The sequence below is a fragment of the Bacillus horti genome, assembly GCF_030813115.1.
GTDB classification, from domain to species: Bacteria; Bacillota; Bacilli; order Caldalkalibacillales; family JCM-10596; genus Bacillus_CH; species Bacillus_CH horti.
The window spans coordinates 87,181-107,778 of record NZ_JAUSTY010000007.1 but is presented as its reverse complement, the minus strand read 5'-3'; the positions used below and the strand labels follow the sequence as shown (position 1 = coordinate 107,778).

At 36.7% G+C, this 20,598-nt stretch carries 9 protein-coding genes; all 9 read right to left on the bottom strand.

Translation table 11 applies throughout. The features are described from left to right. Positions 1-53: 53 nt before the first annotated feature. Complete coding sequence (locus J2S11_RS09940) at positions 54-2,102, bottom strand: ATP-binding protein (protein WP_307394116.1); 2,049 nt, start codon at positions 2,100-2,102, stop codon at positions 54-56. Positions 2,103-2,205: 103 nt separating this feature from the next. Beyond that, positions 2,206-3,873 carry a DNA adenine methylase gene (locus tag J2S11_RS09935; protein ID WP_307394114.1) on the bottom strand — a complete coding sequence of 556 codons (1,668 nt, stop codon included), beginning with the start codon at positions 3,871-3,873 and terminating at the stop codon, positions 2,206-2,208. Positions 3,874-4,176: 303 nt separating this feature from the next. Continuing rightward, positions 4,177-6,930: an ATP-dependent DNA helicase gene (locus tag J2S11_RS09930; protein WP_307394113.1), complete on the bottom strand. Its 2,754-nt coding sequence runs from the start codon at positions 6,928-6,930 to the stop codon at positions 4,177-4,179. Between the two features lie 482 nt (positions 6,931-7,412). Then, entirely contained in the window at positions 7,413-9,221 is a 1,809-nt protein-coding gene (gene glmS / locus J2S11_RS09925) for a glutamine--fructose-6-phosphate transaminase (isomerizing) (RefSeq protein ID WP_307394111.1), read from the bottom strand. 919 nt (positions 9,222-10,140) lie between these two features. Beyond that, the gene (locus tag J2S11_RS09920; RefSeq protein ID WP_307394109.1) at positions 10,141-10,332 is read right to left on the bottom strand and encodes a DUF6199 family natural product biosynthesis protein; all 192 of its coding nucleotides are present in this window, start codon (positions 10,330-10,332) and stop codon (positions 10,141-10,143) included. A gap of 258 nt (positions 10,333-10,590) precedes the next feature. Then, positions 10,591-12,564 (bottom strand): DNRLRE domain-containing protein, encoded by a 1,974-nt coding sequence (locus tag J2S11_RS09915; protein WP_307394108.1) that lies wholly within the window; start codon positions 12,562-12,564, stop codon positions 10,591-10,593. Positions 12,565-12,584: 20 nt separating this feature from the next. Further along, the gene (locus tag J2S11_RS09910; RefSeq protein WP_307394107.1) at positions 12,585-13,895 is read right to left on the bottom strand and encodes a hypothetical protein; all 1,311 of its coding nucleotides are present in this window, start codon (positions 13,893-13,895) and stop codon (positions 12,585-12,587) included. A gap of 93 nt (positions 13,896-13,988) precedes the next feature. Continuing rightward, positions 13,989-16,472 (bottom strand): LamG-like jellyroll fold domain-containing protein, encoded by a 2,484-nt coding sequence (locus tag J2S11_RS09905; RefSeq protein WP_307394106.1) that lies wholly within the window; start codon positions 16,470-16,472, stop codon positions 13,989-13,991. 24 nt (positions 16,473-16,496) lie between these two features. After that, positions 16,497-20,450 (bottom strand): LamG domain-containing protein, encoded by a 3,954-nt coding sequence (locus J2S11_RS09900; RefSeq protein ID WP_307394105.1) that lies wholly within the window; start codon positions 20,448-20,450, stop codon positions 16,497-16,499. Positions 20,451-20,598 lie beyond the last annotated feature (148 nt).

Below are 20,598 nucleotides of genomic sequence, written 5' to 3'. Positions count from 1 at the left end.
CTACCAATGCAATCATTTTACTAATATATTGTTGTTAAACACCTGCTATTAAATTAAGTATTATTTATAATTAGATTTATTAATGAGTACATACCCCCATTAGTTATTCCCTCTAGGGTAGAAGACGTTGCACGAATTAGCCCTGGATTATGAATATTAGAATTTAAAAAGTCTCGAGATCTGATAGATATTATATTACCAAAAGCTCTTCTCATGTCTTTGTCAGTAAATACCGATTTAATATTTTGCTTTATGTGAGTTTCTATGTTACTGAGCATTGGAAAGTTGTTTTGTTTTGTTAAAACATTCCATTGTCCAACCCTTTTTAAGTGAAGTATTAATGCTTGTTCATATGCTGTTCGAAGTAGCATCCCAGCACTCACAGGGAAAACACTGTAAAGCTTTTCTTCACGTTTATCCTCTTTAATTTTCTTTATGGACATCTTATGTAACTCATTCAATGCAATTATTAGACCTTTGTGATTATTGTCGTTTGGATTAAGTTTACCGTCCCACGAGATGTATTCAAAAAAAGTCCCGGGAGCATCCCCACTAGGAGTTGGCCCTCCTGTTTGGTTACTATTTGTTTGATTTGCATCAGAATGGTTCGATCCCGTTTGATTTGTATCAGTTTGTTCTGATTCCGTTTGGTTTGCATCAGTTTGTTCTGATTCCGTTTGATTTTGTCCAGTTTGGTTTGATTCCGTTTGGTTTGCATCAGTTTGTTCTGATTCCGTTTGATTTTGTCCAGTTTGGTTTGATCCAGTTTGACTTGCATCGGTTTGATCTGATGCAGTTCCGTTTTCTGATAAACCTTCGAATGTCGTACCTTTATTTAAACTTTGATCATAGTGTTTCAAATATTCTTCAGTAAAATATTTATCCCTATCGTTTTTGTTCCTTGCTGCAACATCAATATTAAAGGTTAACAAAGTTACTACGTTATAGACCATTTCATAGAAAGTTCTGTACGGGGTTTTATCATAAAAATGAGATCTCTCTTTAGAGATTTTCAATTCTTCATCCGGTTCTATAAAATGATTAAATGCAATGTACCCAATTGTATTGTTAGGTTTTATTCCACTGTTTTTCACATTTGCCGTTAAGTAAGAAAGCTTAAGCCAATCCTTTTCACGCTCTAAATAGTTGTACATTCCAAATCCATTGACATACATTCTTACAGCTGGTCCAAATTTAGATACTTCTTTAAATCCTTTATTACCTTCTCTTATGTAAAAAGCTCCTTCGAAATCACTCACTGTATTTGCTTCAAGAGGTAAAAACATAAAATCCTCTTTCCGTTCAACTCTTTTAATACTATAATGGTTGAGCAGTAAATCGCCTATTTCAAAATCTCTATCGAACTTAATTACAACTGGTTTAGAGTTAATAATAGTTTCATTTTTTCTTATATATTGATAAGTCAATTCTCTTTTGATTTTATTATATGAAAATTCTATTTTAGATTTAAAGTTACATGTATCCGAGTTATATAAATCTTCCACAAATGGGGATGTTAAATCTTGGGTTATGCCATCAACTTTAACATTTAGCTCAAACAAGTAGTATTCTTTATTGTAATTGCATAAAGAAATATGCTTTAATTTATCCATTTTAATATCTTCAATTAATACCTTAATATCTGATTTTCCGACATTTATTAAAGAAACTTTTGTTCCTTCTTCAATTCTATCAAAAACCCTATCATAAGATATTTTTTCTGGATCTCCAAAGATAATAAATTCTCCATCTTCCCCTTTGGTTATTATTTCAAACCTATCTGCTATTGAAAAGATTGAGAACAGACCTATCCCCATACTTCCAGCAAACACTTTATTGTGGGCATTCAAGTTCCTATTATTTCGCTTTTTATAAGATTGCCCTGGTTCAGCAAGCATTTTAATTGATTCTTCTGAGAATCCATAACCAGTATCTATAATCTCAATTTCATTGTTCACAGTATCTATTTCTACTGTTATTTCTTTTGCGCATTCATCAAAAGCATTTTTTATTAACTCTGTAATTACGACTAGTGGGCTCGCAACTTCACTTATGACTTCTAATTGTTTTTGATATGGTATTTTTATGTCCATTTCTACCATAATCTATATCCCCTTCCTAAAATCATTAATGAAAATTTTTCTAAAATTTACTTACTTTAATTCTAATAAAAAAAGAGAGATTTTTCACCTCTCTAATAAGAAATTATTTATTTTTTTGTACTATTAATATATATTCTTGTAACATAGTCTGAATTTCTTCATATCTAAGAATTGTAGAGTTTATACTTAACGGTAGACGTTTAAAGGAATACTCTCTACTGAGCGAAGTAATATTTTTGTAACCTAAGCCATCGAACCAGTCCGATAAAATCTTTTCAAAGTTTATATTTATATCGCCCATTACAGTCCTATGTCCCACTATCCATGCTTGGATTCCTTTATCTTTTAATACCTCATCTGTCCGTAAGACTACTTCATACAAGTCATCAAAAAAATGCATAACTTCTTCCAATCTTTTCTTAAAAGAAGCAATTTTTCTATTAATTGTTTCCCGAACCCTCGGAATAATATCACTGATAAAAGGTAAAGTTTCTAAAAACTGCTGATTGTCACCTCTATATAATACAATGGTTAATAAATATGTTGCCAAAAATGATATTCCTTTGACCTCTTTGTCACTTTTTTCATCCTCATGTCTCAATTTTTTAGAAATACTTAACCTTATTCTTTGCACTATTATCCCTGCGAGCAGCTCATTATCATTTAAGTATTCTAAAAATCTCTCTCGATCTATATCGACTAAACTTTTTTCTACTTCCCCAAGCTTTTCTAACGCTTGCCTATAATTACTTTCTTCTTCTCTAACCTTACTCTCCATTTCGTGATAAAGAGCCTGTAATGTTTGAGATCTTTCTAAAATTTCACTTCTATTTATAACAGCTTTTGATTTTTTTCCACCTAATAAGTGTTCATCACAATTATCTTCAATATAACTTATATTTAAATATTCCTTCATTAAATCAGAAAGCCATTGTATTGAGAGCCTAGAAAACTGCCCATATGCCACTGTACTCCTTGAATCACCGTATGGAGGTGAGGTTAATATTAGATCAACTTTTTTATCCTTTAAATAACTAAGGTCTTTAGCATTATTTATGTATATTTCTGGTGTGTTATCTGTAATTCCTTCAATATCAATTCTTTCTAATAAGTCTAAAATAACTTCTACGTTTTCTTTAAATAGTTGTATTGAATCAAGTTTTCCATGCTCTTTTATTTTATTTGGAGACATCCGAAATAATTTAAATTCACTGTTCCTAGTTAGAGATACTTGTCTAATAGTTGAACTTAGTGCCGTTAATAAAATTAATGTAAACTGTTCCCTATATTTAAATGGTGTATCTTTGATAAATTTCTTTACCTTTCCTTTTAAAAATGATAGTTCATGAATATGCTTCTGCAAGAACCAATAACTAATATTTTTAAAGTTTACGATATCCACCATGTTATTAATTTCTAAGTTGTCTTTAAGGAACTGATTTATCTCGTTAATGGTGTATTCAGTTTCCTCTACAGTAAGGACTTTAGTTTTAGATAAGAGAATGGATAATGGATTTAAATCAGATCCATAGAATTTTAAACCTAAATATTTTGATTCAAGTGCAACAGTACCACTGCCAACAAACGGATCTAACACCGTTTCTATACCATAAGTTTCACGTATCAAACCTAGGAGTGTTTGAACCATCTGAGGGACTGCTTTAGCAGGATAAGTATGAAAATTACCTTCTGTACTAAAAAATGATGAATACTCATTTTCACCCTTATAATCCAAATCTACATCCCATAAATTCACAATAGGGTTGTTCATAGTCATTCCACCCCTTCTATTTTAATTATGTATAAATTACTAAATATTCATTCTGTTCTTATAAAGTAATATTTCTTCTTCACGAGAGAACTGAGTGATTTTATTGAAAATTCTGCATGTTTCTATTTTCAGAAACTAGCTTTTTAATACTACATTCAAGGATTAGCAACTAAAGAAAGTTATTTCATAAAATTAATACTTATAGCTCGGAGTCCAGGAGTAAGCCGCACACAAAGATATGTTGTGTACGGCTTACTCTTCTATTAAATATATTATACTGTATTTGCCAAATGAATATCAATATTATTTAAGACATGCATCTTTAAAGTTACACCCTTTGCATATAGGGTTGTCCTTTCCATAGTCTTTAACTTTTTGGAACTGATATAATTCAATACTTTCCTTAACACCCATAATTTTTTTTTCAATATTCTCCAACAGGGCCTCATTAACTGTAATTTGTTTTGGATAGTTGTTCTCAAGAGTATATGACTCCACATAATTAGGAGACAAACCAGTTAATTTTTTATATCCTAATGCATAAATCGCTAATTGATCAACAATGAGCTCATCAGATTGGGTTGAAGTATCAGATTTAAAATCAATAATTGTTGTTGTATTTGTCTCAGTATTTCTTACTAAATCAATCCTACCATTTACAAATACTTCATCAGTTAGGCTTATCTCTATTTGTTTCTCTACATAGATAATCTGATTAAACTTATGTCTATTTAATCGAATGTAATTTGTCATATCCCTCCGTGCTCTAAGTTCCATAGAATCCTTAAGTTTTCTTGCAGCATATGGGATGTGAAAATGCTTATCTATTAATACATTAACTAATTCATCAACAGATTGTTTGCTATCTCTAAAATTTTTATGTAAATCCTCTAGCATATTATGCATTGATTTTCCAAATCCCATTCTATAACTTAGCGGTTGAATAAACCCATATATAGAAGAGTATTTAAACCTTAAAGAACATTCGAAATAGTCCTTTAAAGTAGAGAAATCTAAATTAATAACGTCTTTATTTATTTTATCAATTACCGGTGCGTTCTCTAATTTAGAATGGTCAAAATTTGGATCTTGATTAACATAATTAGAATGTAAAATTTCAATAAAAGCTTTAGCAGGCTTACTGTAAAATCTGGAACCATCACCTATTGGATGCGGAGATTGTGACATAAAAAGAAACTTTTTACTTCTTGTAACTCCCACATAAAAAAGTCTACGCAAATCCTCATCATTACTTTCATATTCAGTCTTATTTAATATATTCCCTATAATAGCCCACTTATTTTTTCCACCTTTTTTTGGAGGAAACATAAATGATTGTGTCAAAAAAGGCATTATGACAACCGGGAACTCTAAACCTTTAGCTTGGAAAAAGGTCATAATCTTTAATCCTTTTGTACTTCGATATGATGGCGATAACCATCCCTCTGGATAATAATCTGATGCAGCATACTTAAGAAAACTACAAAATCCAATCACTTTGTTTATTGGTGAATTTCTCATATGAATTGTCTCATAATCATTAATAACTTCGGTAAACTTAGCAAAATTATACAACGTCCTATCATATTCATTCTCATCAAGATTAAATATCCCCACTTGTTCAAGGAATTTTTTATAGATATCTTGTAATATGAAATCTTCCCATGCACTACTTTCCATTTTAACTTTTAAACTGATTAATTCTTGAACTGCCTTATCTAGGGAGGTTTTGTCAACTGAAAATGTTTGATTACTCCAATCATTTAATAAATCATTTAAACTATACTGATCTGCTAAAAAGTAAAATATATTAACACTTGCTTGGATTTCAGATGCCTCAAATAAATTCTTCATTCCTTCAACTACAAATTTAATATTTTCTTTAGATAATTGCTCAATAAGGTATTTAGGAATTTTTTTTACGGAATACACTAATATTGCAATATCACTGTAAGAAAGACCTCTACCTGGTTCTTTAGGATTGTCATTGAATTTCACACCTATAAGTTGTTTGATTTTTCTAACTATGAAGTCTATTTCATCCTTCTCTGAGTTAAAGCTATTTCCCAATACATCAAATTTATCATAATTTTGATTATTCGCACTAATCATTGTTTTTGCTAGTCTATCTTGGTTATGATTTATTAATAGTGCTGCTGTATTTACAATTCCTTTACTGCTCCTAAAATTTTCTAGCAACTCTATTTTTTCAACATTCTCATATCTGTTACTGAAATTTACTATATTTTCAGATTTACTACCCCTCCAATGATACAAAATTTGATCATCATCTCCTACTACACAAATGTTTGTTTTAAGAGAATAGATAGTATTAATCAATTTTTCTTGTATGGGATTAACATCTTGATACTCATCAATTATTAAGTGGTTCAATTCGTTCTTTACTTTTTCTTTAACCTCATTATTATTTTGAATTAAAGCAATTGCTTTTAACAATATAGATGTGTAATCAAAATAAAAATTGTTATCTAAAGCTTGTTCATACATTTTAACAGCTTTAAGAATATTAGCTGGTATACTAACATGAGGAATTTCTAATATATCAGCTTCTCTTATAGTATTCACGACTTCTAAGTACAAAGCAGTATCAATAAATCGCTTTAAGCTTGAAACATTCTTTTGCTTATCAGTATACTGGATTTCTTTAAACCCATTTATATTATAAGTCTTATCTACAAATAGTTTTGTTTGTATTTCATTTATTATTTCATATTTAGTATATTCACTACTATATTCCTGTAAGAGATTTAAGCAATATCCATGGATTGTCCCTATATAAATTTCTGCTAAGCCAGTAGTATTACCTAGTTTTTCATTTACAACTTTGTAAGCTCTTTCTTTTAATTCGTTAGCCGCTTTATCAGTAAAAGTAAACGCAACAACATTTTTGGGATTAATATCTGGTTCTTTTAATAAATTTATTATTCTTTCAACCATTGTTGTTGTTTTTCCGGAACCTGCACATGCAATTATCTGCACATTTTTTTCAATCTCTTGACTAGCTTTATTTTGAGGGCCTGTTAATGGATTAGACATGATTACCTCCATGTTTGGATTTTATAATTACCTTAATTATACTATATATACTTTTTAAAGGGCATATGTTTAGTTTGAGTAGTAATGTTTTGTAAAGAATACTTATTTCATAAGGTTTCTGCAATTTAAGATTAAGGATTTTTTGTATAGTTAATTGATCTTGAGTTTTTATTTTTTTCAGTTCTGAGTTTGAAATATTTATTAACTTTATTCCTGCACCCTCGTAAGATTTTCTTATTGTAGTAAATTTACCATTTCTCTGAAATCTCATTAATAATTTGTTCTCTTTTGGTTTCCTTTTGGTCATAAAGTCTCCTTTACAGACAAAGAGCTACACCAAGGTTTCTAATGAAAAACCTAAGGTGTAGCTCTAAGGCTATTGGTTAGTTGTCTAACAGTGCGAACAAACTTTTATTATTTAAACGACATTATTAACTTTTAAACTTTTTTATTACCAACTACCCAACTCCGGAATGAAAGGGTTACTCCACCGTAACAGACTTAGCCAAGTTACGAGGCTTATCAACATCACAGCCACGTTGAAGGGCTGCGTAATAAGAAATTAACTGTAGCGGGATAACAGACACAAGTGGTGTCAATAATGGATTCACTTTAGGCAGTACCCAAGCGTCTCCTTCTTCTTCACTGCCTTTAGCAGAAATGACACATGTATTAGCTCCACGAGCTTTAACCTCTTGGGCGTTGCTTCGTGTATTCTTAGCAACATTGTCATCTGTAATTACAACAAAGACCGGTGTTCCATCTTCAATAAGAGCAATCGGTCCGTGCTTAAGCTCTCCACCAGCATAGCCTTCAGCTTGAATATAGGAAATCTCCTTCAGCTTCAAAGCTCCCTCTAAGCAAACGTCGAAGTCAGATTGACGTCCAATAAAGAACGTAGTTTGGTGACCAGTCAGATAATCATCAACAATTTGCTTCGCCTGCTCCTTCATGTCCTTCAGCGACTCCATCGCAATAGAGATGGTACGAAGCTCTTGGAACATATCAATTGTTCCTTCTAGACCTTGCTGTTCAGAAAGGTAGATAGAGAACAGTGCTACAACAGCGATTTGAGCTGTATATGCTTTTGTAGAAGCTACGGCGATTTCAGGTCCAGCGTGAGTTAAGAGCTTGTAATCTGCCTCACGATATAGTGTGCTTCCTTGTACGTTTGTGATCGTTAGCGTACGGTAGCCTTGCTGCTTAATTTGATTTAGAACTCCACGAGAGTCTGCTGTTTCTCCAGATTGACTAAAGAAGATAAATAGGGAATCTTTTTCAATCAACGGATCTTTGGCATACAGATACTCAGAAGCGATGTGCACCTCAGTTGGAATGCGAGCGATGTTTTCAAGGAGCTTTTTCCCTACTAGTCCTGCATGGTAGCTCGTTCCACAAGCCACGATGTAAATGCGTTTAGGTACAGTAAGTCCTTCTAGCTCTTGACCAATATTTAATTGCCCTTGATCATCCTGATACTTACCGATAATGTTACGGATAACGGTAGGCTGTTCATCAATTTCTTTTAACATGAAGTGCTCATATTGTCCTGTCTCTACAGAGCTTACGTCCCAATCTACTGTATATGTTTCACGAGTTAGCTCTTTGCCTTCATAGTCTTTGATGACAAGCACATCACGATCAAACACGACATACTCATAATCCTTCAGCTCTTTAAACTGATTCGTAACATGAATCATAGCTGTAGCGTCACTAGCCACCATGTTTTCCCCTTCACCGATACCGGCTAATAGAGGGCTTTTATTTTTGGCAGCATACAAACGACTAGGATCCTCTGAATCCACTAAGGCAATAGCGAAAGAGCCTTCAAGCAGGTTCAACACATGACGGAACGCTTCCTCTGTGCTTTGACCATCCTGGCTGAAGTGATCCACTAAATGAACGATAATTTCTGTATCTGTTTCGCTTAAACGCTCGATTTGAGGGACATACGTCTCCATAAGCTCTTTATAGTTCTCAATAATTCCATTATGAACAAGGGTAAAACGTCCAGAATAACTACGATGAGGGTGAGCATTAATTTGTGTTGGTGCTCCGTGAGTGGCCCAGCGTGTATGTCCGATACCTACTGTCCCCTCTACTTTTGCGTCCCCAATTAGTTTTTCTAGCTCTACGATTTTTCCTTTTTCTTTATATATAGTAACCTGCTCTCCTTCAGGCACGACACAGATCCCCGCTGAATCGTATCCACGATACTCTAATCGTTTTAATCCTGTAAGGACAACATCCTTTGCTTGTTTCTCTCCAATATATCCAACAATTCCACACATAATTTACGTTCCTCCTATTATTAGAAGGGGACGCAAAACACGCTGCTACAATGCTATAGCTAAAAAAGCATACTAAAAAACCATAGCTTTCCTAACTATTTTGTAATACAGGGGATCACGTCCCCTATCATTCCGTATAATCCGTGCCATGGTATTGTCTAAAGGGTCACCCCTATGATTTGTCCCATGACTTTACTGTAGCGGTATCTACAGGAAGGTCCCCGCCGAAAATCCGAACACCTTCACCTCGTCAACTAAAGGTTTTTCCGTCCACCTTTAGTCCTGGCGCTTTTTGCTTTTTACAAAGCTAGTGTAACCTCGATCCACCTTTCTATTCTTGAGTAAGGTACTGCTCAGCTACAAGGATTAACTTCTAGCTGGAACGTAAATGAATCAAATCATAAATGTACCAAATCTGATCCAGTTACTTTTCCACTATACCACGAGAGATTTTCCATGTACATAGTCATCTATTTATGTGAACTAGTACACATCCAATATACCAAGCTTCTAGATATAGTTCTATGCTATACATCACTTAGCGAAATGAATTAGGCAACTAGTTATTCAATATAGTAAATGATATAACCCTCACGGCATGCCATATTTACTTATTTACGTACACAAGTATTCAGTACATGTCACCTTAAAGCTTTCGCTAGAAAAAGGCACATTTATGACTGTACCCGTTTTGTTGTTTGTTAAGCCTGCTGAACTAAGCCTTAGATATTTCAGATCACCATGATTGCATCTTATTCAGATAAGGTTCTTAAAGTGCTATAACTAGTCGACCCTTTTTCAAATCGAAACTTTTTTCATACCTCATGCAGGCTGTATAGATGCTGGTGGCAATATTCTTTATCTCGCTTGTAAGCACATTTGTCCTTGTCGTGGCAGAAGCCACCTAATTATGGACATGTTAACGTTGAAAAAACATAGAGATACTTACAACCAGAAAAACAAGTCCAGTAATACGATGCACAAATAATGAAACTTGACTTGGCTCTGCCTCGCCTTGAAATCTCCACCAATTGGATATGAACCAGGATGCCTTAGGATAGATGGCGCCAATTAAACCTAAGACGAAGAGGACAATGATGAATAACCACACAATAAATGACACTCCTCTCAAGTTCAAAATACTACTTTATTATACCAGAAATTTCCTACACCATCCAATATGCTACTTTAAAATTCCCTTTTTAATATTTCACTTGGCGTAAAAAGATGTTTTACTGTTTATCCGAAGCATTTCCAGAACATATAATCTGAAAATTTTATATTGCACTAACTTTTATACTATTTTATGATTTGAAAAGTTAGACACGAAAAAAAGCCTCTCCGTTTTATCAAACAGACTATTCTTCGTTTACATGATGAAAGCATATCCACCACTATCTGTAGGCAAGCCCTTAACTACAAGCACACAGGGTAGATTTCTTGGGTTTTGAATCAAGATAGTTGATGTCAGCTCATTAATCATTCTCACATTAACAACTATGTTTGCATGTAAACCATCGGAACCGTAACCCGCTATAGCTATTTTAGAAGGTAAGTAGGGAGAAACAACATTGATAATTGAAGGAAGGTAGCTAACTGGCTCAACTTTAAGCTTGGCTAGTAGTTTTCTTCTATGCTTTATGACGATTTCTGAATCAAGTCCTACCCTATTCTTTATAGTGATTTTCCCGTTAAAAGTTTGATACTCAGAACCTAGGATACCGACAATTCCTTTGAGATCAGCATTGGATATACCACGTACTCTTAGTCTAGAAAGCATATCAGGACGGCTTGTAACGATATTAGACAATAAAAACGATGCTTGGACCACTGTCATTCTTCCTGAAAGAGGCGGGGCTGTGTGTTTTGTAATCAGCTTTCCTGCCATCGTCCAAGTATCTTCCCTAGCGATCTTCAACTCAGCATACAATGATTTCTGCGCTCTAACCTCAACTCTACCTAATAAATGCTTCCTCATAACTTGGATCGTAAATGGGATTTGAGAATAAGCCTTGTTTGAAACTTGAAGTTGAGCACTGAGCTCTGTTTCGTAAGCTACCCTAATCATACCGTGTAAAAGTCTTCTATTAATTGCTATGGTACTTTCCTGCTCATCAAAATCTTTTCCAGGAATCGTAATTGTACCTGTGATCCCTAAATCATCAAGTTGTCTAGTATAAAGAACACCTTTTACTTTTCGCTGTGATATCGTAATTGTACCGACTCTGTAATTTGGATTTACTACAGTTATAGTGGAAGATAACCCATTAGAACCAAAAAAGCTTCTAATTTCAATTCTAGATCTAAGATCTCCGTTTACATGTTGGCGTACTACGATATTTCCTCTTAGAGGGACTCTTCCCAAACTGACAATCAAATTTCGATCATAATACCTTAAGTCAAGCTGCGGCCTTTTATCGGGCATGTGGTACTCTCTAGTAAAAAACGATTGCGTTATCATTTGGAGTTCTTCTTCCAATGATCTCAAGGCAAAGCCAAAGTTTGGCTCTTTCTCTTCCGTCCACTTTTGCACCAATTCTAGAACGTTAATCTCTAGTGTATCTGAACCTTTTATGGACTTGCCTGTAACAGAATCCTCACTGACATCTGGTTGGTTCACCCAGGCTACTGATGTTTCTGACCAATCACGTAGGTTGAGGAACACCTCATACATTTTTTCCCTAAGCTCTTCCGTGGCATGTAGAGTGTGTAGCCTTAAAACCGCTCTTTCTATTTCAACATTATCTGGAAGGTGTGAGAGATCGAATTGAAGCACGGAGCGTAAAGCTTCAAAGCCATCTTCCGTATAGGAGCTATCCACTAGTACTCCTACAGCCATCGCATGTTCTTTACCGTAGTTTATTCGTATAACTCCACTTCTAAAGAAAGCGTCTTTAGTAGGAGTTAGGATTTCCTCGACACGAGGTATGGGCTGAACGTCCAGCAAACCAAACATTCGATTTCTAGGGGATAATTTAATTCTCCCGCGGATGTCGTTGTGTATCCTTACAACTATGGTTCCCTTGATTATAGACTCTCCTACGCCATAAACATCTACCTCACCCTCCATACGATTATAGATAACTTCGTTTGAAGGGGTAGTGGTATGTAACTCATTTTCTCTAGGAACTTTACTATTTTGGATAAAGGTTTTGTTCTTAGGTACTATAGGTTTGTGGTGCAGATTATATTTAGTTGTAGTTGCCGGTTCAACGAAATAAGTGGAATTAGCAGAATGGTTTTGATTCGAAGGACTACACTCCTCTTGATTCTTTTTAGAGCAACCATGTTCAACTTGGAATCTAGATGTCCACAATATTAAGCTTTTGTTCTCTTCAGACACCTATACCACCTACCCCTTACCTATTTAGGTATAACGTTTACGTTTACTCGAAACGCCCCTCCTGTTTCTAAACCAATATCTGTATCTACCTGTGCATACAGCTTCATTTCATCAAAGTAATCTAACTCATCAATGATGGTTAGCCGATCTAAATCCTCAAACGGCTCTTCAGTACGACTGAGCTTAAGACGGGTTTTATCAGATATCCCTACGTTCCTTATCCAAGATATATCTATAACCCTTAATGCTACGAGGTATCTACTCCTTAACGTGATTTCCATTATTGAAGATCTAGACCCTGCCACTATATATCCAAAGTCTAAGGACGTTATTTCTGTGTTAGTTGGAACATCAATTAGTTGCATTCTATTTTGTATTTGGTGTGATAGCTTAGGAAAATACCCATTGACGGTTGTCCATGTCTTTATTAGGTTACCTTCATCATCCTCGTGATAAGCTGAATCCCATGCGGTAAAGTGCTTGGATTCCTGCATTTGTTCTGTTGTTAAAGGGGTTCCTGTTGTTTGATCAGGTCCACTTCCTGGATTTCCTGCGCTACTCTCTATACTACTATCCCAAAAACAATTTACAATTCTAGATGTGCTTGATATATCACCAACCAAAGCACCTGCATTGATCGAGTTGGAACCTAGAGAAATAAGCTTTACTCTAGCATAACAATTTTCCACAATATAACGGGAAGTCGTTCTTCCTATCACCCCGCCGACAAAATACTCACCTGTAGGATACACTATAGATCCTGCAGCATAACAGTTAGACACCACAGGATAATCTGAATTAGAAGCACCTAAGGTTCCTCCAGCTATGAGACTTATCCTAGATGAAGTTTGTACTGAATTAGATAATGAAGTATTTGCAACAGCGTTGATAACTCCCCCTTCTACTGCACACCTCTCTATTCTAGAGGTTGGATTTAAACTAGAGGATATTACAGCTATTCTGAAATGTCCTGATCCAGCTCCCGTTCTTGTATAATCTAATATAGGTTTAACAAATGTAAGACCTTTAATGACACCTGAAAGATTCGTCAAAAAGCCTACTTGATGGTTTGTTGCGGTCGCGCCCACCCTGTGTTGAATATATAAGTTGAAAATGTAGTGCCCATTACCATCTAGAACACCTTCAAAATTATCTATAGGTGACCAACTATCTACATTAGGATAATTGGAGAAATCTATATCTCTAACCATTTTGTAATGTGATCTACGCATTGCCGCATTGGAACGTATAGCATTCAAATCCCACAAATCCTCAATCAAATAAGGGTTTTCAGGAGTACCGTCCCCTCCCCCAAAATTTCCATTAGCCATGTAAATGCCCCCTGTCTACTCAATCTAAAAATATTATAAGTATTAGCGGTCGTAATATAACTAGAAAGTGTTAGATAGAAAAAAAGACAAACCCTACACAGGATCTGCCTTTGCCCAAACCTCAAATATCCCCCCTTGAGTAGTCGAGGCTCTTGTAGCTACACGCACATAAAATACAATCTCATCGTCGTAATTAAGCACTTTATCACCATATTCTAGTGAGTCGCTCGCAATGAAAGGTACTTCTTCATCACAAAGCTGTATAATTACACCACGCAGTTCTAACTCATCCTGCCAAACCCCTACATTTGTAATTTCAAAGGGATACTTATTTATCAATTTCACGGGATATATGAGTGAAGTAGTTCCTGCCAGCATAGGCTCCATTATTAAATAGGTAAGGAGCTCTCCTAAATCCGTCGAGTAGAAATTATTATGAATATCGGCAAACATCAAGCCCATATACTCAGCTTCAAAGAGAAGCTCTTCAACTGAGCCTCTGCCATATGAATCCTCGGCAATAACCTCAAGTTTGTTCTGCTCTCCTATTAGAACTTCATTGCTCAGGAATAGCCTAGAAATAATCGATTCCTCTTCAAGGAAATCAGTAAAGGATCCTTCCCCTAAAGGCAAAACCTGCTCACCATTCAGAAGTACTCGATACCTATAAGGATCATTCTCTAAATCAGATATGGACGCTTTTAACTCTAGGCCATTCATATCTATCTGAATTACAGGTGGACTGTTATATAAATAGAGAGTCCCTTCCTTTTCTACAGTATCTCCCAATCCATTTTCAACTGTTATTTTTATTACATGCTCAACATCTTGTCCAAACAAACTATCCCTAATCTCTATAGAGTAGCTTGCCCGAGCACCATCTACAAAATCTGTCCAATCTCTTAAGATGGTCTCATAAGGCTGTATCAGCTCTACTTTATACCTATGCTTTGGTATAGGGCTTACATCCATTTCAATAATAGGTATGGTCTCTCCATCAAAAATTCTTCTTCCCACGATCTCGAACTCGCTCGGAAGAAGATCAATGGGTCTTTCTCCCTCACTACCTTCAGTAAGTGAGCCTACTGGGTACAGGCCATAATCATTAAAAAAGTCTCTTGGAGGCAGGGAAGGTGAAACAATCTCCCATAAGCCATTGGTGTATGCCTTATACCCTTCTTTATCCCTAACTAAGAACTTAACAGGAGGACCTCCAATTAGTTCTATCTCATTTAGAGTTGCACCCCATGTTCCTTGCCTTGTCAGCTCGAATCGAATAAACCTAACTTGAAACGGTACGTTGATATCATGCTCTCTAGATATTCCGGGGGGTATATAGTTAGCATTTGAGGGGGTGTGATGGTTCATCACCCAACCCGTTATACTAGTCCAATTGACACCATTCTCAGAAACAGAGATACGATAGTTAGAAGAAGTATCTGAACGAGAATATGGAAAAATACGCAATCTTGTTAAATAAAACTCATCCATGACGGTTGATAAATTGAAAGTAAGTGTTCTGGTACTATTTCCAGTAGTGGTCATCCAATACTGTGAAGCTGTTGTTCCATAGCTTCGATTGAATAGATAGGCTAAGTAGTAGTAAGTACTGTTGACGTAAGTAGGATCAGATGATGTAACAACGACACCATTCACTGCCGTATAGACTGTACTCCTATCGAAATTCCCTCCACGTAAGTCTAGCATGCCTGTCTCTGATACATACTCTCCTTGATTCAGCCTAATCGCATGTATATCAGACCATTCATTCTTATTAATACTTACAGCAAACGTGTCTCCACTCTGCTGAAAATCTCGAGTTACAGTAAGTTGACCCAACCCATCGTGAATATCAAATTTGTAGTCATAGGGTTCACCTCTGTTAACAATCACAGGATTTTCATGTAGATGTATTCTTGTTTGGGACTTAATCGGGATCTCACCCTTCACCCAGCTTGGGGAAGTTATTTGACCATTATGCTTAAAAGGAGAGGAGTCAATGGCCACAGTACCTTGACCTTCATCAAAATTCCAATAACCAACCAATCCTTTTTCTGTCCCTAAAAGCTGATAATACATATTCTCTTTAATCTCTTCATGCGTTCTTGCAACTGACCAAATTCTAAATTCATCCATATCCCCTTGGAAATTGCTAACATATCCTGAGCCTATAGTTGCATTAAGATTGGAAGGAGCTGCTTGTGCATACAATGTATTTGCTTGATTGACTAGCTCTCCATCTCTGTACCAGAATAGTCTGCCTTCATCAACGTCTCTAACGACAGCAAGATGGGTCCACACACCTGCTCGAAGTGGGCTGTTCATGGAAAACCCTTGGTATGGGTTTCCGTTCACACCGCTTGTTCCCCAATAAAAATTCACAATACCAGTAGTTTCTATTGTTATAGTTCCTTCTCCGCCGTATGCCTTGGCATAAGGATTTCTTCTAGCACTTAGATTAGATACTTTGATCCACATCTCTATAGTCATGTTCCTAGTCAAGCTTAGGTGGGCAGGATTTCCTAGATTAATACTCGTACTCCCTGTAAACCTTAGCATATAAGGATTTTTTATCATACTCTAACCTCCTAACGAAAAGTGTCACTCCTCGCCCTCTCTTACAGGTGTCGCCATTGCTACAACACTAAAACGCCCCTTCCCCTTAGCTTCACTTGTGCTAAAAAATTGAACAAAAAAATCTACCTCATTCATATAATCAAGAACCCCGTCATAGAAAAGCTCATCCTGAGGCATAAAAGGTTCAGCTGATTTACTAAACTTAAGAATCGTATGAGGAATTTCCTCATCATAACCCAGCGACAAGCCTATATCTCTAACTTTAAAAGGCTGTTGATTAATAAGTCTAACTCTATAAATGTCCGATATCTGACCTGCCTTCAACGGTCCAATGATCAATCTTTTGAGGACACTACCTAATTCTGTTGAGTAGAAGCTACCTGCCTCATCGGCAAACATAATGCCGTAATAGACCCCTTCAAAGTGATAGGTCTTCGTTTCACTATCTCCCCACGAATCTGTCGCTGTCACCTCAATGACATTCTCTCCACCTATGTTAAAGAAGGAGCTGTCAAATCTACGTGTAAATATTACTTCAGTATCAGTCTCAGCCCACTCCCCATCAGTCGGTGAGGGTACTATGACTTGTCCATTAAGCTTAATCTGGTAAGTAAAAGGATCTTCTTCACTGTCTTTTATCGTAACCTCTAGATCATATTGATTCATGTTTATCGTCACGTTAGGTGGTGTGTTGACTAAGGTCATCACAATGCCACCCTCTTCCACAAAATCTCCATACTCACTCTCTGCGCGAATAGTAAAATGTTTAGGAACAGTATCAGCAAAAAAGTCATATGGAACCGTTAAACAGAATTCTCCATCACCTTTAACAAACTCTGAAACATACGAGTATTCCATTCCATATTTTTCAGAAATTGAATGCTTATGCGGAGCAGCTACTATACCTACCACCTCAACATAGATCTCCTCTTGTCGGGGAGACCAAAGCAGTATTTCAAAATCCTCAGAAATACTATTTATAGGAATATTAAAAAGAGTTTCCATACCTCTTAAAGCAAATTGATTGATGTCAGGTAGCTCAGTGGATAGCTTTTCCCAGCTTTTTTGGGATTGATTGTAGGTTTGGTAGTATCCATCAAAATATAGGAGTATTCTACCTAACTCCTCAAAAACGAGTTCAGTAGGAGCGGTAACAGGCTGAGGATACAAAATAGCCGGCGGAACAGTGTTAGATTGAATAATAATATGTCCTCCTGCTCCGCCACCACCTCCACCAACATGCCCTGAGTTAAAGGCTTTTCCTGCTTGGATTGGAGACCCACCCTCACCGACTTGTCCTTGGGTAGTCGTAGTAGAAGCTCCACCTCCACCCCCACCATTAGATTGGAAGGGGTAGCCACCTCTACTAAAATAGTTACCTCCAATAGTAAGACGGGCGGAATTAGTTACAGTACCACCCTGACCTGCCCCTTGGTTAGTTCCATCGTTTCCTAATGCTCGCGAGTCTCTAGCATAAATACCTCCCGAGCCCCCTCCTCCTGTAGCACCGAGACAGAAGTTCGTCAAGTTAACTATGCCATGGCAATCTAAGCGTATTGTTCCACCTGCACCACCACCTGCTCCGCCAGTAGTTGTCCTTGTCGAGGTTTGCCCTCCCCCAAAGCCATTGGCACATATTGTACCAAGGTGAAGTGTTCTAGCTGTAATGTGAACGATTCCACCCCCGTTGCCTCCTGGAGCCTCCCACCAAAATCCTGTGTTAGACCTGGAATCTCCTCCCTTTCCTCCAGCACCACCGAAATACATTTTCTTATCTTCAGCTAGGCTTTGAGAGGTACCCACAGATTCACCTCCATACGACTCTCTACTACCGTCATCCGGTGCTCCGTCCCCACCTCTAAACTGATTGCCTCCGCCTGCACCACCATTCTCAGCATTGTTATAACGGTGAGCCCATTCACCATTGTTAGGAGACAGGGAAGCATCCTCATCTCGATATCCGCGTCCACTTACATCAATCATGCCCTTGAGATTGAACTCTCTTTTGACATCAATAGCTACAATCCCACCACGTCTGCCGTTATATGGCTCAGCAACAATCTTTCCCCCAGCAGCCTCTACCGTTAGCCTGACAAACTCAGGAACTTTCACAGCTTGTACAATCCTATCTTTTAGAGAACTTTGGTTAATAAGCTGATTTACAGATCCATCTAGAGCTAGAAAATCTCCTTCGATCCCTGTTATTCTAAAATACTCGTACCTTCCAACTATTTCTGTGTCCACTCCACCAGAGACATGAATCATAACCTTATCACCAACAGCAAACTTGCCATATAAACCTTCAAAAACATCACTAATAACGATTCTATTTGATTCAAGGATTTCTATCACTTGCGCGTAAGAGTTTACACATACCTCTTGGTCTATAACATCTTCACTATACTTGTTCAGACTTACTCTAATAATTTCTGCCCAATTACTTTTATCGAAGTTTCCCCTATACAAACTTCCTGTATAAGGCCAATAGGAGGCAGTCAACGGATAGGTTTGAATATCTGTAGACACTCTTGAAGCCTTAACATCAATACAAACCGAGGGATTTGTGTTTCTAAGCACGGCAATATCCTTAGGCTCCTTTACTTTCATTTCTATTTTCGAAGCCATATGTAGCTCACCTTCAATCCATAAAGCGCCTACAGTTCTACCATGATGGCTATCTACATAGCTATTCCCTAACGTAGCTCCTAGACCTTCATCCATCTTCCAATGACCCACCATGTCCTGTTCATCCTCAAGAGACAGAAGAAATCTACTATTTTGTATAATCTCTTCTTGAGATAGAACCCTTCTCCACACTCTAAAGTCATCTATCTCCGCATGAAGCTGGTGGGCTAGCGTTAGATTCCCGTCCCCCCCATAGTTAGCATCATTAGAACTGACATTAGTTTCACCACAGAGTACCCCGTCCAAATAAAGCTTTAAAGTGAAGTTGCTTCCGTTACGGTGATGGGTAAGACATAGATGATACCATTTTCCTATTGTTAGATTTGTTGAATGAGTAATGGCTCCCGTATTATGTGTCCACCTAGCCCAAACACGATCTGACCTAAGCGCAATGAAACTCTCATTAAAGTTTCCATCACTGAAAACAAAGGAATCCTGTGTTGAAAGGGATAATGGCTTAACCCACAGCATCATTGTAGCGTGACCCCTATAGTTATTTTCACCAAACATATTTTGAAAAGTATTAATTAGTATAGTGGAATTGTTAACTCTCAGAGCATGTGGGTTATTTAGAGCTTTTAGAAAGGGGGGACGATCATATTCGATTGGAACATCCCCTTCTATTCTGAAGTCAACCTCTCCATTAACCCAAGCGGGACTATCGTTAATAAAGGTGAAGCTCTCTCCCGTTACATGACAAACAGTGTATTTACCTAGATCGTCGAATCTAAAAAGTCTCTGTAAACCTTCGCTTTGAGGATCTACGAGGACATTCATATTGCTCTTTATTTCTTGCTCTGTCCTCGCTCTCCCCCAGATACGAAGATCCTCATAAATGGCATTTCCTCTTGTGGCGGTATTGTTATTTGAAGCACTGTTTATACGCAAATACTGTCTAGTTGATTGATTTGCACCATTCCCTGTGCGCTCCAAAATCCCCACCATTTCTCCATCAACATAGAATTTTGCTTCCTGAGTATCCTGCTTCCATGTAAGAGCATAATGAGCCCATTCATTAGGCTTGAATAATGAGCCTGTTGGATTCAGAGAGTAATAGGCTGTTCTTGTTCTTACACCTACCAAATTACCACTTGCTGTTCTATAGGACATAAACATACCTGTATCAGTAGTCTGTGCCCCAGAGGACATAAAGTACTCACCCCCTCGAACATACATCCAGCATTCAACAGTGAAATCACCTAAATCAGGATCATCAATAGCTAAATCTTTCACATCAATATCAAAATAAGCTCCTGTACCCATACTAAGAGAACGAGGATTATTAATAGCCATACTCACTCACCATCCAATAAAATAAAATTTATGTACCTTCGAAGCTATCTTCTTAACCTTGAAAAACCCTCTGCCTTCTTATCTTTATAAGCATTATAAGTATCGACTTTTAGCACCTTAACAAGGAGATGTTTAGATAAAATCAGAA

What these genes read in the sequence shown, in the direction of transcription:
- J2S11_RS09900 (WP_307394105.1), bottom strand. Translation starts at nt 20,450, where the DNA reads ATGGCTATTAATAATCCTCGTTCTCTTAGTATGGGTACAGGAGCTTAT.
- J2S11_RS09910 (WP_307394107.1), bottom strand. Translation starts at nt 13,895, where the DNA reads ATGGCTAATGGAAATTTTGGGGGAGGGGACGGTACTCCTGAAAACCCT.
- J2S11_RS09930 (WP_307394113.1), bottom strand. Translation starts at nt 6,930, where the DNA reads ATGTCTAATCCATTAACAGGCCCTCAAAATAAAGCTAGTCAAGAGATT.
- J2S11_RS09940 (WP_307394116.1), bottom strand. Translation starts at nt 2,102, where the DNA reads ATGGTAGAAATGGACATAAAAATACCATATCAAAAACAATTAGAAGTC.
- glmS (WP_307394111.1), bottom strand. Translation starts at nt 9,221, where the DNA reads ATGTGTGGAATTGTTGGATATATTGGAGAGAAACAAGCAAAGGATGTT.
- J2S11_RS09905 (WP_307394106.1), bottom strand. Translation starts at nt 16,472, where the DNA reads ATGATAAAAAATCCTTATATGCTAAGGTTTACAGGGAGTACGAGTATT.
- J2S11_RS09935 (WP_307394114.1), bottom strand. Translation starts at nt 3,873, where the DNA reads ATGAACAACCCTATTGTGAATTTATGGGATGTAGATTTGGATTATAAG.